This window comes from Paenarthrobacter sp. 10L412, assembly GCF_056395565.1.
Genome location: NZ_JBFTJT010000007.1, coordinates 25,852 through 41,333, shown reverse-complemented (window position 1 = coordinate 41,333; position 15,482 = coordinate 25,852). Strand labels below are relative to the sequence as shown.

The following is a 15,482-nucleotide window of genomic DNA, read 5'->3' as shown; positions in this document are numbered from 1 at the left end:
CCGTACCCGGGGCTAAGTTTAAGCGCTACGCCCGCTGCTCGGCCACAAGCCGGGGGACGCCGAACACGGGGTCCTGCTGGAGAATCCGGACATCGACGATGCCCCGCTCGCCCAGCCGCGCCTTGAATGATTCCTGCAGGCGGCGGACGTTCATGCCCAGTCCGCTGCCCAGAATTACGGGACCGTCCAAGCCCAGTTGCCGAACGGCCTGCTCGGCCAGGTCAGCCAGGTCCTTCCCCGCTCGGTCCACCAGGCTGGCGCTGGTTTCATCACCGGCGTCCGCAGCCTCGACGACGAGCCGCGCTTGTTGCGCCCAATAACGGCGACCGGTTTCCGGGGAGTGGAACAAGGCGATCAGTTTGCCAGGCTCGTCCACTCCGCAGGAGTCCAGCAGGGCACGGCTCAGCGTGTCCGGCTCGAGCCCCTGGTTCATGCGACGCAAGCTGTGGCGCACGGCTTCGCGGCCAAGCCAGTAGCCGCTTCCCTCGTCGCCCAGAAGGTAGCCCCAACCTCCGGCCCGGGCTTCCTCCCCGGCGGCGTTCCTACCCCACGCGGCCGAGCCGGTTCCTGCAATCACGGCGACGCCCGTGCTCGCTCCCCCCGCGGCCAGGAGCAGCCTGGAATCGTGAACGACGGTGATGCGGGCCCCGGGGACGTGTGGAGAGATCAGGTCTGCGAGCGCTTGCGCGTCCTCGTCGGTATCAATTCCTCCGGCGCCCGCGTAAACCTCGTCAATGTCACCCCCGCCGATCTTTCCGAAAAGTTCGGCGAGATTTGCCATGGCCTGCTCGCGGCTTACGTTCTGCACATTGGAGCTTCCGGCGCTTTCGTCCCGGACGGGAACGCCGTCTTCGAACCTCACACCCCGCGTTTTCGTGCCGCCGATATCCAGCCCGATCACGGTACCGGTGAGTGCCTCCGGGGACGCGTGGGAATGCATGGCAGAGTCAAGATTGTTCACCGTGAAAGACTAGCTTGGAGCGCCCCGAGGAGAAACAGCAATGTCGCATTCCCTGTTTGATACGCCTTTCATTGCAGCGCCCATGGCTGGTGGAACGTCTACTACCGCCCTTGCGCAGGCAGTTCAAGCCGGCGGCGGCTTGGGTTTTCTTGCCGCCGGTTATAAAAGCCCCGAGGCCATGACGGCCGAGATCGCAGCTGCGCGTGCCATGGGCATCCGTTTCGGAATGAACGTTTTTGTGCCGGATATGGCGCAACTCTCCCCGTCCCCGGCGGCGCGCACGAGGATGGAGGCGTACCGGACGGAACTTGAAGCAGAGGCGGCCCGCTACGGCGTGGCAGTCCCAGCCCTTCGATTTGACGACGACGACGCCTGGCAGGACAAAATCGACGCACTGATCGCGGATCCTGTGGAGTTCGTCAGCTTCGTCTTCGGGCTTCCGGGACGCTCTGTGGTCAAGGCCTTGCAGAAGGCCGGAACTGCTGTTATCTCCAGTGTGACGAGCGTTGCCGAGGCCCTTGCCGCAGCGGAGGAAGGCCCGGATGCCCTTGCGGTGCAGCACAGCTCCGCAGGGGCACACTCCGCGGCGTTCCTCGCGGCCGAACCCGGAGAATCCAGCACGACGGCGGGTCTCATCGCCCAGGTGCGTGCCGCCGTCGACCTTCCGCTGATTGCGGCCGGTGCGATCAGCGACGGTTCAGCGCTTCGCGAAGTCCTGGCTGCTGGTGCGGCAGCCGCGCAAGTTGGTACGGCGCTGATACGCACGGAGGAAAGCGGAGCCCGGCAACCGCATAAAGATGCCCTGGGCGACCCGCGCTATACGGAGACGGCCAGGACCCGGGCCTTTACGGGACGATTCGCCCGCTCGCTGGTCAACGAGTTCGTCCGAGACCACGCGGACGCGCCAGAGGGTTATCCGGCGATCCATCACCTGACGGCGCCGATCCGGGCAGCAGCATCGGCGGCGGGTGATCCTGACCGCCTTAATCTGTGGGCGGGCACCGGTTGGCGATCCGCAAAGGAAGGATCCGCGGAGGACGTTGTCAGGGGTTTCCTGAGCGCGCTCTGACAAGCTCGGCCAGCAACGCTTCACCCTCCCCGACCACCAGCTCACGGAACAGCCTGACGGCGTCGGGTTCGAAAGTGCGCTCCCGCCAAGCCATGCCGATCTGACGGAAGGCAAGGTCGGATTCGATGGGAACTTCCACAAGTCCCAGCTCGGCCCCCGGCAGGAACTGGCCAGTTCCGGAGCCCGGCCCGGCGGGAGGCAGGATGCTGAAGCCCAGACCGGCCGCGACCAGCCCCCGGACAGTGTGGGATTCCTGGACTTCAAAGGCGGTCCGCGGACGGAAACCTGCTTCGCGCAACAGCGCTTCGCCCAGGGCCCGGAGGCCGACGCCGGCGGGCAGCGTCACATAAGGGTCATGCCTCAGCTCGGACAGGTGCACGATTGAGCGGCTCGCGAGGGGGTGTCGATAATGCAGCACTACGCGCAGCGGCTCCCTGTAAAGGGGCAGGGAGTGGATGCCTCTGCCTTCCGGGGCGATCGGTGCGGTGAGGGCGAAATCCGTATCGCCCCTGGCCAGTTCTTCCAGGCAGTCGTCGCGCGGACCCTGCCGGAGCTCGAAGACCGTATGCGGATGGCGGCCGCGGTACGCGCTGATGAGCAGGGGCAGCGTCGCTTCACCGAACGTGTGCTGGAACGAGACGCCGATGCGTCCCCTGACCACGTCCGATTCGTGCCTTACCCTGTCCAATCCGGCTTGGAAGTCTTCCAGCGCCGCTTCGATATAAGGCAGCAACGTCCTTGCCGCCGGAGTCAGGCGGATGCCACGCCCATCACGAACAAGAAGATCCATCCCTACAATCGCGCTTGCCCTGGCCACTGCTCGACTCACAGTGGACTGGGGAACGCCGAGGAGCTCAGCCGTCTCCGTCATATGCTCCGTGCGGCCCAATTCTGCCAGGACGGGTAGGAGCGGCAGGAGTTGCACAAGCTGTTGGTGATCCGGTTCCATGTGCCTGCCGTTCCGCTCCAGCATCAGTAAGAATCATGCATTCCTGCATAAATCATAAGCGAATCATGCATTGGAACGCACAGTCCAGGAAGCCTAATCTGGGCCAGTGACTAAAAAAGCCGTGAGCGTTACAGCATGGGACGGGCACGCAAAGGGTTCCCGTGGCTACCGACGTGTGCTTGCCGCATTGGCCTTGGCCGGCGTCGCTACGTTCGCCCAGCTGTACTCCACCCAGGCGGTCCTGCCACTTATGGCGGCCGACCTCCGAATCTCCGCAGCAGAAGCCGCACTGAGTATCTCCCTGGCCACCGTGGGACTTGCCGTCAGCGTCCTGCCGTGGTCTTTCGTCGCAGACAGGATCGGCCGGGTTCGTGCAATGGCCCTCGGCATTGGAGCGGCAACGGTGCTGGGGCTGGTTGTTCCACTTGCACCGACCGTTCCACTGGTCCTGGGACTGAGAACTCTCGAAGGCATGGCCCTGGGCGGAATCCCAGCCATAGCCATCGCGTATCTCAACGAAGAAGTCACCAAGATCCACACGGCACTGGCGGCCGGAAGCTACGTTGCTGGAACCACGCTCGGCGGACTTGCCGGACGCTTGGTGGCGGGTCCAGTGGGAGAACTATGGGGGTGGCGGGCAGCTGCGCTGGCAGTGTCCCTGCTGGCAACCATTTCTGCGGTCCTGTTCGTGGTGCTGGTTCCCAAACAGCGACGTTTCATGCCGGCACCGGCCAGCGGATTCCGAGGAGCCTTGCGCACGCTGGGTAGCCATTCCAGAAACCCCAAACTGTTCTCCCTTTACCTTCAGGCATTCCTGCTCATGGGTGGATTTGTCGCGGTATATAACTACCTTGGATTCCGGCTCCATGGTGAACCATTCGGACTTCCCACCACGCTGGTGAGCCTCATTTTCCTGGCCTATCTGTCCGGTACCGTAACCTCCCGATGGGCGGCCGGACTCACCACGCGCTTTGGGCGGCGCAATGTCCTGCTCTTCGGGATTCTCATGATGATTGCAGGACTCGCCCTCACGTTGGCAGAGAACCTTGTGGCAACGTTGATCGGCCTCGTGGTGTTTACTGGCGGCTTCTTCGCAGCCCACAGCGTGGGTTCCGGCTGGACCGGCGCCATCGCCACAACAGGCCGCGCCCAAGCGGCATCGCTCTATAACCTCTCCTACTATTTGGGCTCCAGTGTCATCGGCTGGGCGGGAGGCCTGGCTTTCCAGGCGTTCGGGTGGCCGGCTTTGGCGTGGAGCGTCATGGCCCTTGCCGTCACGACGGCGGTAATCACCGCCGTCGTACATCGCTCACCGCCGGCGCAAACGAGGCCGCTTTCGGCACCGGAACCCCTATAATCGTCAGGCATGACAGAGGTCACAAGTTCCCGGGAGCTGTCCTCGCCGGAACGGCTGCAGGCGTTTACCGATGCCGTGGTGGCGATCGCCTTGACGCTGCTGATCCTTCCTCTCATGGAGAGCGTTGGTGAACTGGCTGACCATAAAGGCACCACAGCCCAGTGGTTTGCCGAGGAGCGGTATCCCCTTCTGGGATTCGTCCTGAGCTTCGTCCTTATCTCTGTTTTCTGGGTGCACCATCACCGGCTGTTCCGCAACGTCCGGCTCGTGGATTCAGTACTTTTGTGGCTGACTATCGCATGGATGTTCACCATTGTGTGGATGCCGGTGGCAACTGCACTGTCAACACAGATGCAGGGGGATTGGGCGCAGCCGCTTGTCTACATAGGCACCCTTTTCGCTACGAGCTTCCTGCTGCTGCTGGCTCGCGTCTATCTTCGCTCGCACCCGCACTTGCATGACCTGGACGAGGCGGCCACGAGGTCCGGGATCCAGGCCGGGACCATCGTGGCGGCGCTCTTTCTCGCCGCGCTGATCCTGGCTCTCATTGTTCCGGACATGGGAAACCTGCCACTGCTCCTGATGGTGCTCAGTGAGCCACTCCAACGGCTCTTCCGGCGTCGGGGCCTCAAGAACAGCGAGCGAAAAGGTCTGGACACAGCACAAAAATAATCCACGTTGTACCGGGGTGACCTCAGGCAAATATTCGGGAACTGCAAGCAGGAACGAATGGATAGCCAGGATTTCAGTGATTATGATGAATGAAAGGCAATTTCAGGAGGATCCGTGAGCAACCCCGCGAAGAATGTTCGGCCAAATTCAGGCAGCGCCGAGCCGCTGGACGCTATTGATGAACGGATCCTCGCCGCTTTGGTGGAGGACGCCCGCATCTCCAACAAGCAATTGGCAGAACTCGTGGGAATCGCTCCCTCCACTGCGCTGATGCGGACAAGGGCCCTGTCCGAACGCGGAATCATCGAAGGCTTTGAGGCGATCCTCAGCCTGCCGGCCATCGGCCGCTCGGTGCAGGCGCTCATTGCTGTCCGCCTCCGCGCCCATGATCGGGACCAGATCGACCGCTTCACCGCACGCGTCCCGAAGCTGCCTGCGGTGATCTCCACATTCCACACAACAGGCTCCGTGGACTATCTTCTGCACATTGCTGTTGCCAATACTGACGACCTCCGCAACTGGCTGCTCGATAACCTCGCTACCGATCCGGTGGTCGGACACACAGAAACCACGATGGTCTTCCAGCACATTCCCGGCAACCGCGGTCCGCTTCCCGAGTAGCCAGGCTCAGGCGCGCCGGGCACCCCGGAGTGAAGCCGCAGCGAGCGCCAGGGCCGCAACCCCGCACAGCACGGTAAAACCAACGACGGCGGCCTGCAAGCCCAGCGCCGAGACCGCCAATCCCAAGCCAATCACCGGAACCGCGCTTCCCAAATAGGTGATGACGTACACCGTGCTGATGACCTGCGCATGCCGGGCCGCCTCGACCTTCCCGGCAACGTCGTTGAACACCTGACGGAAGGCGATGCCCTGCCCTGCACCCGCAGTGACGCTGCCTGCAACCAGCAACAACGGACTCGACCAAGCTGCGGCAGCTCCCACCAGGACTATCGAGATGCCCAACACCGCCAGGGCAACGGGGACCAGGTAGCGTCCGCGGACTCCCACCAGCTGGCTGAGCGCCGATGCACCCAAGGTCACCCCAGCCAGCAGCCCAATAAGGGGTCTGGAATCAGCATGCACCACCGTTGCGAAATACCCGGGAGCCAGCGACAGACAGAAGCCAAAGACTGCGAAGCTCAGGAAGCCCACTGCCGATGCCATCCAAAAAGCACCGCGTGCGTGACTGGAGACGGCGGGTTTTCGTGGAGCGAGAACCTTGAACGCCGGCTTTCCTGCAGCGGGGGCAATCGCGGGCCTTGCCTTGAGTAGCCACAGTGGAATGAGCGTGGCAAGCAGCACCCCGGAGTGGATGTAATAGGGCGTTCGCGTAGGGTCCGGAAGCAGCGACAGGAGACCACCGATCGCGGGTCCGGCAGCCACGCCACCAGCCGAGGAGAGCAACGTGAAGCGCGAAGCCCAGTCAGGCCTCTGGGGCAACAGTTCACGCAGGGCTGCGGAGCTGGCCCCTGTGGCCAGCCCTACTGCCACGCCTTGGAAGGCCCTGCCGAGGGACAACATGCCAAGACTGTCCGCATTCGCGAAGATGATGCCGCCCAGCAAACCCATGACGACGGCAAGCACCAGTGCTGCCCGCCTCCCAATGTGATCGGACCAATGCCCCGCCACCATCAGAGCCACAACAAGCGCCAGCACGTAGCTGGCAAAGGCCACCGTGACGTCCAAGGAGGACATACCCAGGCTGGCCTGCAGCAAAGGGTATAGAGGTGTGGCCAGGTTAGCGCCCACCAGCAGCGTGAACATCACTATGCCGGCCAGGACCAGCCTTGCAGTGGTGGTGGCATCCCAACTCCAGGCGCCGGCTTTGGCCGGACGCATGCGGAGTTCGCTCAAGACAGTCATATCCGTGCCTTTGATTCGGGGCTGCGCGGGGGTTCCTTGTGGGATGGAGGGCGCAGCCAGGTTTCGGTAGCAACAGATTGCCGCAGTACTGCGCTCAACGAAGCAGGAACGTGGGAAAATTGAGCAAAATACTCAAAGTAGTGTCGTCTAAGTAAGCCGGAGTGACCATTTGAATACCTTGGACCCCATGGACTTGAAGATCCTGCTGGAACTCATCAAGGACCCCCGCATCCAGATCGCCGAGCTCAGCGATTCCCTCGGCATCGCCCGCAATACTGCACAGAGCCGCCTTAAACGGCTGCTCCGGTCCGGGGTCTTTCAGGCAGCAGGCCGCGAAGTGGACCTCGAAAAGGTGGGGTACGACGTCGTAGCTTTCATCACCATTGAAGTGACCCACCGCGAACTCGATGGCGTCATCGGCGCCCTGCGGCTGATTCCACAAGTGCTGGAGGTCCACGAAATCTCCGGACGTGGAGATCTCTGGTGCCGCGTGGTGGCAACCGATACGCATAATCTGCAATCCGCGCTGAGGTCCGTCCTGCGTACCAAGGGCGTGATCCGAACAGAAACTGTCCTGGCCCTCCACACGCATATCCCCTACCGCACAGAGCCTCTGATGGAAAGGTTGGCCGGTTCCACCAACACGCGGTCAGCATGAGCGCTTGAACACGGTTCCAGGGGTCGCACCCGATTAGGCTTTTGACCATGGATTGGCTCTCACACATATTGCAGATCAACTGGCTCGCTGTCCTCCTGGCTTTCATCTCAAGCATGGTGATCGGGTTCGTTTGGTACATGCCGGCCGTCCTGGGGCGCCGGTGGATGCAAGCGATCGGCAAAACCGAAGAGGACCTGAAAAACATCGACGGCGGTGCGGGCATCTGGATTCCCATGATGACTGCCGCGGCGCTGACCAGCATTCTCCTGGCCATCCTGATCAGCGCCCTGGAGCTCAACACTTTCCTGGGCGGTGGCGTCTTCGCTCTGATCCTGGCCTTGGTTTTCCGTGCCGGAGGACATGTCATCCACAATGGTTTCGCCGGGCGCCCATCTGAGGTGACCGTTATTGATGCGGGGCACGACATCCTCGCCATGACCATTGCCGGGGCCATCATCGGTGCCATGCAGTAGCGTTCACTCGTGACCATCATTGATAACGCCGTCTATGTAGAGGGTGTGCGCACAGCCACCCCGCACAACCTGGAGCAAACTTTCGAGACACTCTCGGAGCAAGGTGGTATGGCATGGATCGGGCTTTACCGGCCCACCCGGGACGAGATGACTGCCGTCGCCCAGGAATTCGGCCTCCACGAACTCGCAGTTGAGGATGCCGTTTCGGCGCACCAGCGGCCGAAGCTGGAACGCTACGACAACAACCTTTTCACGGTCCTGCGCCCCGCCCGGTATCTCGATGCAACCGAAACCGTGGAGTTCGGCGAGCTGCACGTCTTCACCGGTCCCAACTTCGTGGTGACCATCAGGCACGCTGAGACCGGCGGAGTTGCGCGTGTCCGCCACCGTTTGGAACAGCGCCCGGACCTCTTGCGGCATGGACCGGAAGCGGTGCTGTATGCCCTTCTGGACCAGGTGGTGGACGATTACGCGCCTGTTGTGGCCGGACTCGAGAACGACATCGACGAAATTGAGGATCAGCTCTTCAGCGGCGACACCGCGGTTTCACGGCGAATCTATGAACTTGCCCGTGAAGTCATCCAATTCCAAAGGGCTATCCAGCCACTGCCGGACATCATGGCGCTGCTTGAGAAGGGCTTCGAGAAGTACGGCGTGGACATCGAACTCCAGCGCTCCCTCCGGGACGTAGAGGACCACGTCCAGCGCGTGATCTCCAGGGTGAACTCCTTCAGGGATCTCCTCCAGAACGCCCTGACCCTGGACGGCACCCTGACAGCGAACCGGCAGAACGAGGCGAGCGCTGCCCAGAACGAGCAGGTCAAGAAGATCTCCTCATGGGCCGCCATTCTGTTCGCACCGTCCTTTGTGGCCGGCGTTTATGGCATGAACTTCGACCATATGCCGGAGTTGCACTGGGACTTCGGCTATCCAATGGCGATCGGGCTCATGGTTGGAGCAGCAATGCTGATGTATCTCATTTTCAAGCGGAAAGGCTGGCTGTGACGCCCCCGCTCGGCCCACAACGAGGAAGCCGCCCGCAACGAGGAAAACAGGGCAACCCGGAAACTGTCCTGGAGCTCTTGGAGGGCATAACGCACGACGCCGGACGGTTGGGTTTCCAGCTTGAGCCCAGTCAGCATGAAGCAGCGCAGCAGTTGGCGGCCTTTGGTGCAGCGGTGACGGCCCGCCGTCGCGCGCTACAGCTGAGGACGCCGCGAAGCATCTACCTTCACGGACCTGTGGGTCGCGGTAAAACGTGGCTCATGGACAGTTTCCACGACAGGCTCCGGGCACGGAAACGTCGCGTCCACTTTCATGATTTCTTCCGCAGGCTCCACGCCGGAACGCACCGTTCCGGTTCCGCGGATGGGACCGCCGTACAGCACTCGGTGGATGCGCTCCTGGCGGACATCGATGTCCTGTTCTTCGACGAATTCCATGTCCATGACGTTGGGGACGGAATGTTTATCGCGCGATTGCTGCGCACCGCGGCGCAGCGCCGGATTCCCTTGGTGGTGACGTCCAACTACGCTCCGGACGATTTACTGCCCAATCCCCTGTGGCACGACCATTTTGTGCCCACGATCGAAGCCATCAAAGAGATGATGGAGATTGTGGAGATCAACGGCCCCGCCGATTTCCGGCGGTTTCCTGCAGCAGGTACAGAACCCGGCGACGCGCCCAAGGCCTTCAGCTCTGGCCGGATCATCACGCCGGGCACGCCCAAACAACTGGGACGGTTGGGGCTCTTCCGTCCATCCGCGTCCCAAAGCCGTGTGCTGAGCCCAACAACGCAACCGATCGTGGTCAAGAACGCAGACCCGGACCTGCTCTGGGTGGGGTTTCCGGAATTGTGCGCAGGGCTGACCTCCACCGCGGACTTCCTGGCCTTGGCGCACAGTTTCAAGACCTGGGTCATCGACGACGTTCCCTCCCCTGCCGGGGGCGACCCTGCTTCCGTGCCCGCATGGCAACGGTTCAGCAATGCCGTCGACGTGCTTCACGATCAGGACATCACCTTGTTCCTGATCGGCGCGGGACCCCTGGACTGGGACGCCGAGGCCTCCGGCAGTGTCCTGCCCGTGGATCTTGCCCGCATTGCCAGTCGCCTGTCCCTGCTGGGCAGGTCCGATCATGACGATGCCTTGGCAATCGAAGAGGCCGCCGGAAGCTGAGCTTTTTTGCCGCTAGATCACGCCGCCGGCAGCAGAGGGCGCACTGGAATCATGCCCAGCATCGCCTACGCTCTCACGGGCAACATAATTCTCGATATCGAAGAGGTTCTCCGCCCGCTCCGTGATGTTGAGAAGCGTGGTCATGGAGGCAACTTCCTCAACCTGTTCCTTCAGGAACCACAGCATGAACTGCTCGCCCAGGGCGTCGCCCTCAGCACGGGCGGCGCGGAACATCTCCTCAATGTTGCGGGTGACTTCCCTTTCCTGTTCAAGAGCCAAAGCGATGGGTTCCTTGGCGTTGGAGAAGTTGTTGCGAACCGGGGCGATGCCGGGGATCTCAACGGGCACGTTGCGGTCCAGCATGTACTGGACCATCATCATGGCGTGATTCCGTTCCTCGAGGGACTGGCGGTAAAAATGCCGGGCAAGCTGCGGCAAGTCCTGACCGTCAAAATACACGGCTACTGCAATGTATTGCTGGGAGGCCGCAAACTCATTGGCGACCTGAACGGACAACAGCTCATTGAATGTCTTCTTAGCCATGGCACCGATCCTACAGCCGGGCCAAGACAGCCAAGCGGTCATCCGTTAAGCCAGCAGCAGAGCGAACCAAACGCCGGCAGCGGCAGCCCCGACGCTAACGGCCATGGAACCCAAGCCGTTGACGAGCGCCAGCCCCATCCGCCCACTCTGCACCAGCCTGATGGTCTCCAGGCTTGCCGTGCTGAAGGTGGTATAGCCTCCCAGGAAACCAGTGCCGAGGATGAGTTGAAGGGATTCGGGCGCCTGCCCTTCCATCACCAGTCCAGCCAGGAACCCCAGGAGCAAGGAACCGGAGACATTGATGAAGATGGTGGCCCACGGCAGGGCAGTACGGACGCGTGCCCGGATGAGCCCGTCCATCATGAATCTAACAGCCGCGCCCAGTCCCCCGGCGAGGGCCAACAGGACGACAGTCATTTCGCACGCCTGTGATGCCATGCGGCGAGCCAGATTCCGGCCATGGTTGCTGCCGCTCCACCCAGCAGGCTCATGCCCAGATAACCCAGGGCAGCAGTCGTCTCACCCGCAGTGAACAGGTGCACCGCATCCAAGGCGAGCGTGCTGTACGTGGTGTAAGCCCCCAGGAAGCCCGTACCCAAGGCGAGGCGCAACGCCCGGCGACGTCCGACGTCGGGCCCCCTCCTCGCCAGCCCCTCCAGCAAAGCGCCGAGCGCCAGGGCGCCGGAAAGGTTGATCAGAAGGGTGGGTAACGGCCAGGACCCTGGCGCAGGAATCAAGAGTCCGAGGCCGTAGCGGGCGAGCGCCCCGAAGACGCCGCCTACGGCCACAATTCCGATGAACCCCCAGTGAAGATGGACGGGACGCCTGATCTCAGTCGTCATCATCCACCGGCACCCGCGGCTCCACAGGTACAACGAGCACAGGACGGTCCTGGCGGTGGCAGAGCTGCCGGGCAATGGAGCCCGCCGTCAGCTCTTTGATGGCCGAGCCGAGCTTGCGGTCCCTGGAGCCCACCACAATCATGGACGCCCCGATATCTTCGGCCTCACGGGCCAATGCCCGTGCCGGCTCCCCTGCCAGGGAAACGATGGACCAATTCAGATCAGCTTCGGCCAACTGGGTGGCAATTGCTGTCCGCACGGATTCCGGGGCGCTCTCGGCGTCATCGTCCACGCCGTCGGGATCAATCGGGGCCGACGGCCCGCCCGTGGTGCCGTCCACGGGATAGACGGTCACATCGACGAACGCACACACCAGCGGGAGCCCGGCGCTAAGCGCCACCTCAGCGGCACGCTCGACGACGACAGGCCGCTGCCCGGGCATGACGCCTACCAGGATGGGGCCGTTGAGGCCTTTGGAAGCTGGGGTCCCGGTCATTTTCTAAGGCTCCCGTCAGACTTTCTTCACAACGCTGGACTTGAGCTGCATGGGGCCGAATCCGTCCACTTTGCAGTCAATATCGTGGTCTCCCACGCCGTCGACGAGCCGGATGTTCCGCACTTTGGTGCCGACCTTGATGGCCGTGGCACTGCCCTTAACTTTGAGGTCCTTGACCACCGTGACGGTGTCGCCGTCACTCAGGATGTTGCCCACGGCGTCTTTGATGACATGCGCCTGCCCGTCGCTCTCGGCCGCGGGTGACCATTCGTGGGCGCATTCAGGGCAAACCAACAGCGCGCCCATCTGGTACGTGTATTCACTGGAGCATTCGGGGCACGGAGGCAGGGAGTCGTTCACAAGGTAATTCTAGAGGTGCATCCACCGTCGCCAGGCTCTTCCAACCACAGCCCGACAGCGTACCCCGACACAACGACATTACGAAAGGCACGGCAGAATCTGTTGCCCCATGTCAGATCGGCACATAGGCTCAATAATGTGAGTGGCGGGGACGGTGATCCGACAAGCGGTACCGACCAGCGACCCGTGAAGGAAAAACAAGCATGGCTACAGGCACAGTAAAATGGTTCAACGCTGAAAAGGGCTTCGGATTTATTGCCCCGGACGACGGTGGCCCGGATGTATTCGCCCACTATTCCGCAATTACCTCCAGCGGATACCGTTCCTTGGACGAGAACCAGAAGGTCCAGTTCGACATCACCCAAGGCCCCAAGGGACCTCAGGCGGAGAACATCCAACCCCTCTAAACTCCCATACGAAACCGGCCAGGCACATTGTGCCTGGCCGGTTTTTTGTATCTGTGGAGCTAAGGAGATTCGAACTCCTGACCTCTTCGATGCGAACGAAGCGCTCTACCAACTGAGCTATAGCCCCTGGGTACGGCTTACGGCCGGACCAGTGTCCCTAGGCTACAAAGTTTCCCGGCGCTTTTCCAACCACGACACGAACGTTTCAGTGCCATACCTTTGCTCGGGCATGAGGTTGAGTCCTGCGCGCAGGTAGGCGCCCATGGCACCCGGCAGTGGGACTTCCAGAACCTTGCCTCGTGCGCCAGTAATGGCTTTCCACGACGCCGCCATGTCCTTCATGGCCAGGACCTCGGGGCCGCCAACGGTCCTGACCCGGTGCTGCTCGGGAGAAGCCGGTTCCAGCGCAGCTTCGAGCAATGCAGCTCCGGCTTCCCTGGGTGAAATCGTTTGGAAGCGCACTCCCTTGAATGCCGGAATCAACCGCGTCTTTGCGCCTGCAGCAAAGATCATTTCCACCAGGCTGTGGAATTGCGTGGCTCTGATAACCACCGTTTCCAGTTCGGCCCTCGCGTAGACCCGTTCCTTTGCCGCTTTGGAGACGTAGTAGGAATGGGCGCTCTTGTCGCAGTTGATAATCGACAACGCCACAGCCCTGCGAACACCTGCCTGGTGAGCCACGCCAAGAAGACGCTCGCCGCCGTCGGCAAATTGCTTTTGGGCTTTCCCGAACTGACCCTCAAGGCAATCAATGACGACGTCGACACCCGCCAGCGCAGCTGCCAGGCCATCGCCTGTGGTGACGTCGCCAGCAAAGTAGGTGGCGCCGTCGTACTGCTTCTCCGAACCGGGAGGCGGCACATGGCGACTCAGGGCGGAAACTGTGTGCCCGGCGTCGAGCGCCTGGCGAACAACTTCACGGCCTACCTGGCCGGTGCCACCTGCAACACAGAGCGTGGTCATGCCGGGCTAGGCGCGGCGACGCTGCAGGACATCGTCCAAGTTGCTCAGGGCACTCTGGCCCTTGGATGCAGTACGCACCTGTGCAGCTGCGGCGGCCTCCGCCTGCTCAACACTTTGCTTCAGCACTGGCTTGCCCACGGGCTTGGGAGCTTCAGGAAGATCCAAGGGCTCCGGAGCGGGGCGCGGCGCCTTGGCGGCACCAACGTAAGTAGGCTTGGGAACCTCAACCGGTTCCCAGCTGGCATCTTCGGAGCCAACGGCCGCTTCAGCGGACTTGTCTCCAGCGGACTTGTCTCCAGCGGACTTGTCGCCGGCGGCAAGGGCAACAGCCAAGGCAGCCTGGCGTAGTTCCACGGCCGAAAGGCGAGCGGCTTCGAGCTTTCCAGCCTCAGCATCGAAAACCGGTACTTCCTTGGCTTCGACGGCCGGTTCCTTTGGCAAGTACCGAGCCGGGGTTTTGATTGGCACCACTGGTGCAGACCGACGCGCGCGGCGTTCCCGGAGATCCCGGAGGGCGAGGCGCCGCAAAGTCACCACGGCAAGTACCGAGCCCACGAACGACACCAACGGCAGCCAGACGGTACCGGTGCCGAACAGCCGCAGCACGCCCGAAACAATGGCAGTCATCAATAAAGCAAGGCCGGCCAGGGCCAAGGTGAGCCGGGCATAACGGATCGTAAAGGGAGTTGTGGGCGGCTTCCTGGCCGACGACTCAGCCACGCTGGATTCCTGGGGCGACGCCGGTGCTTTGCTGTGCATGGTCTCCATCGGTTTCTCCTGCCGGGGTGCCAAAGTCAGTACCACCCCTGCCTGCGTTTCGTCTGGTTCGTCGTCAAATGCCTCTGCTGAAACAGTGGCTGCCTGGACCTGCTGCCGTCTGTTCCGAAGAACGTAAGGAGCGACCCATACCATCCAAAGCGCGACAGTGACCACGAGTATCACTGAGCTGCTGAGAGGGAAGTCCACATTCAAAACCGTAGAAGCAAATCATCAGGGGCGGCGGCATTGCGGTCGGTGTGTCGTCGGCGAGTCCGCAAATGAATGGAGATACGGCTCAAAAGGGCCTATGACCTGCCTGTTCTTCCTCTGAGCCACTCGTCAAGGAGTCCCTGCGGAACTTCCTCCGACGTGAGTGCGAAAGAGCGATGATCCGCCCACTCGCCATTGATGTGCAGGTATCTCAGCCGGTAGCCTTCGTCCCGGAATCCGAGCTTTTCCACCACCCGGAGACTTGGCGCGTTCTCCGGCCGGATATTGATTTCCATCCTGTGCAGGCCCAGGGTCCGGAAGCAGTGGTCCGTAGCCATGGCAACGGCCGTGGGAGCAATACCGTGCCCGGCGCGTTCCTTATCAACCCAGTAGCCAAGGGTCGCCATCATCGCCGAACCCCACACGATGGATGAGACCGTCAGCTGCCCCACAATTTGCGGCTCACGGAACCCCTCGGTCCGCTCCGTGATGAGGAATGGCAAGGCCGTGGACTGCCGGGCTTGTGCGTTCAGGGATGCCACCATTTGGCGGTAACTGGGCAGGCGCCCACCCGGCGCAGGATTGGACGCCTCCCAGGGTGCAAGCCATTCACTGTTCCGCGAACGGACTTCAGACCACTCCCGCTTGTCGCGGTAACGGATTGGCCGGAGCACCAAGGCTCCGCTTTCCAGCGTTACCGGCCAGATCGCAGAGCCGTACACC

20 protein-coding genes and 1 tRNA gene are annotated in these 15,482 nt (G+C 62.1%); 9 read left to right on the top strand and 12 right to left on the bottom strand.

Features of this window, described 5'->3' with window-relative positions; genetic code table 11:
- Positions 1-25 precede the first annotated feature (25 nt).
- Entirely contained in the window at positions 26-961 is a 936-nt protein-coding gene (locus AC1DD7_RS10500; protein WP_477514916.1) for an N-acetylglucosamine kinase, read from the bottom strand.
- A 40-nt stretch (positions 962-1,001) separates the two neighbouring features.
- On the opposite strand from AC1DD7_RS10500, the gene AC1DD7_RS10495 reads away from it, so the two are divergent.
- A complete protein-coding gene (locus tag AC1DD7_RS10495; protein WP_477514915.1) occupies positions 1,002-2,030 on the top strand; it encodes a nitronate monooxygenase in 1,029 nt (342 codons plus the stop codon).
- On the opposite strand, the gene AC1DD7_RS10490 is transcribed toward AC1DD7_RS10495, so the two are convergent.
- On the bottom strand, positions 2,005-2,979 hold the full coding sequence (locus tag AC1DD7_RS10490) for a LysR substrate-binding domain-containing protein (protein ID WP_477515170.1): 975 nt from the start codon (positions 2,977-2,979) through the stop codon (positions 2,005-2,007). The genes AC1DD7_RS10495 and AC1DD7_RS10490 overlap by 26 nt on opposite strands.
- A gap of 106 nt (positions 2,980-3,085) precedes the next feature.
- Here AC1DD7_RS10490 and AC1DD7_RS10485 point away from each other — a divergent pair, with 106 nt between their 5' ends.
- The 3 genes from AC1DD7_RS10485 to AC1DD7_RS10475 all read left to right on the top strand — a co-directional run bounded on the left by AC1DD7_RS10485 (position 3,086) and on the right by AC1DD7_RS10475 (position 5,629).
- Entirely contained in the window at positions 3,086-4,336 is a 1,251-nt protein-coding gene (locus AC1DD7_RS10485) for an MFS transporter (RefSeq protein ID WP_477514914.1), read from the top strand.
- Between the two features lie 9 nt (positions 4,337-4,345).
- A complete protein-coding gene (locus tag AC1DD7_RS10480; protein ID WP_477514913.1) occupies positions 4,346-5,008 on the top strand; it encodes a TMEM175 family protein in 663 nt (220 codons plus the stop codon).
- Between the two features lie 114 nt (positions 5,009-5,122).
- Positions 5,123-5,629 carry an Lrp/AsnC family transcriptional regulator gene (locus AC1DD7_RS10475; RefSeq protein ID WP_431115861.1) on the top strand — a complete coding sequence of 169 codons (507 nt, stop codon included), beginning with the start codon at positions 5,123-5,125 and terminating at the stop codon, positions 5,627-5,629.
- 6 nt (positions 5,630-5,635) lie between these two features.
- On the opposite strand, the gene AC1DD7_RS10470 is transcribed toward AC1DD7_RS10475, so the two are convergent.
- The gene (locus AC1DD7_RS10470; protein WP_477514912.1) at positions 5,636-6,871 is read right to left on the bottom strand and encodes an MFS transporter; all 1,236 of its coding nucleotides are present in this window, start codon (positions 6,869-6,871) and stop codon (positions 5,636-5,638) included.
- Positions 6,872-7,040: 169 nt separating this feature from the next.
- Here AC1DD7_RS10470 and AC1DD7_RS10465 point away from each other — a divergent pair, with 169 nt between their 5' ends.
- Genes AC1DD7_RS10465 through zapE form a run of 4 tightly spaced genes read left to right on the top strand, consistent with a single transcriptional unit; the run spans position 7,041 to position 10,179 of the window.
- On the top strand, positions 7,041-7,529 hold the full coding sequence (locus AC1DD7_RS10465) for an Lrp/AsnC family transcriptional regulator (RefSeq protein WP_477514911.1): 489 nt from the start codon (positions 7,041-7,043) through the stop codon (positions 7,527-7,529).
- Positions 7,530-7,576: 47 nt separating this feature from the next.
- A complete protein-coding gene (locus tag AC1DD7_RS10460; RefSeq protein WP_477514910.1) occupies positions 7,577-8,002 on the top strand; it encodes a DUF1761 domain-containing protein in 426 nt (141 codons plus the stop codon).
- 9 nt (positions 8,003-8,011) lie between these two features.
- Entirely contained in the window at positions 8,012-9,007 is a 996-nt protein-coding gene (gene corA / locus AC1DD7_RS10455) for a magnesium/cobalt transporter CorA (protein ID WP_477514909.1), read from the top strand.
- Complete coding sequence (gene zapE / locus AC1DD7_RS10450) at positions 9,004-10,179, top strand: cell division protein ZapE (RefSeq protein ID WP_477514908.1); 1,176 nt, start codon at positions 9,004-9,006, stop codon at positions 10,177-10,179. Before corA ends, zapE begins: the two co-directional genes overlap by 4 nt.
- A gap of 12 nt (positions 10,180-10,191) precedes the next feature.
- On the opposite strand, the gene AC1DD7_RS10445 is transcribed toward zapE, so the two are convergent.
- Genes AC1DD7_RS10445 through AC1DD7_RS10425 form a run of 5 tightly spaced genes read right to left on the bottom strand, consistent with a single transcriptional unit; the run spans position 10,192 to position 12,420 of the window.
- The gene (locus tag AC1DD7_RS10445) at positions 10,192-10,722 is read right to left on the bottom strand and encodes a ferritin (RefSeq protein ID WP_431115866.1); all 531 of its coding nucleotides are present in this window, start codon (positions 10,720-10,722) and stop codon (positions 10,192-10,194) included.
- A gap of 45 nt (positions 10,723-10,767) precedes the next feature.
- Complete coding sequence (gene crcB, locus AC1DD7_RS10440) at positions 10,768-11,139, bottom strand: fluoride efflux transporter CrcB (RefSeq protein ID WP_477514907.1); 372 nt, start codon at positions 11,137-11,139, stop codon at positions 10,768-10,770.
- On the bottom strand, positions 11,136-11,567 hold the full coding sequence (locus AC1DD7_RS10435) for a fluoride efflux transporter FluC (RefSeq protein WP_477514906.1): 432 nt from the start codon (positions 11,565-11,567) through the stop codon (positions 11,136-11,138). The genes crcB and AC1DD7_RS10435 overlap by 4 nt, the downstream gene beginning before the upstream one ends.
- Positions 11,554-12,060 (bottom strand): universal stress protein, encoded by a 507-nt coding sequence (locus AC1DD7_RS10430; protein ID WP_477514905.1) that lies wholly within the window; start codon positions 12,058-12,060, stop codon positions 11,554-11,556. The genes AC1DD7_RS10435 and AC1DD7_RS10430 overlap by 14 nt, the downstream gene beginning before the upstream one ends.
- A gap of 15 nt (positions 12,061-12,075) precedes the next feature.
- Complete coding sequence (locus tag AC1DD7_RS10425) at positions 12,076-12,420, bottom strand: zinc ribbon domain-containing protein YjdM (protein WP_477514904.1); 345 nt, start codon at positions 12,418-12,420, stop codon at positions 12,076-12,078.
- A 203-nt stretch (positions 12,421-12,623) separates the two neighbouring features.
- On the opposite strand from AC1DD7_RS10425, the gene AC1DD7_RS10420 reads away from it, so the two are divergent.
- On the top strand, positions 12,624-12,827 hold the full coding sequence (locus AC1DD7_RS10420; RefSeq protein ID WP_144648155.1) for a cold-shock protein: 204 nt from the start codon (positions 12,624-12,626) through the stop codon (positions 12,825-12,827).
- Between the two features lie 54 nt (positions 12,828-12,881).
- Here the strand turns inward: AC1DD7_RS10420 and AC1DD7_RS10415 are convergent.
- The 4 genes from AC1DD7_RS10415 to AC1DD7_RS10400 form a co-directional block, all read right to left on the bottom strand.
- Positions 12,882-12,954: transfer RNA gene (locus AC1DD7_RS10415), tRNA-Ala, on the bottom strand.
- A 35-nt stretch (positions 12,955-12,989) separates the two neighbouring features.
- On the bottom strand, positions 12,990-13,790 hold the full coding sequence (locus AC1DD7_RS10410; protein ID WP_477514903.1) for an SDR family oxidoreductase: 801 nt from the start codon (positions 13,788-13,790) through the stop codon (positions 12,990-12,992).
- A gap of 6 nt (positions 13,791-13,796) precedes the next feature.
- The gene (locus tag AC1DD7_RS10405; protein ID WP_477515169.1) at positions 13,797-14,723 is read right to left on the bottom strand and encodes a hypothetical protein; all 927 of its coding nucleotides are present in this window, start codon (positions 14,721-14,723) and stop codon (positions 13,797-13,799) included.
- Between the two features lie 131 nt (positions 14,724-14,854).
- Positions 14,855-15,481, bottom strand: a complete 627-nt coding sequence (locus tag AC1DD7_RS10400) for a GNAT family N-acetyltransferase (protein WP_477514902.1) — start codon at positions 15,479-15,481, stop codon at positions 14,855-14,857.
- Position 15,482: the final 1 nt, after the last annotated feature.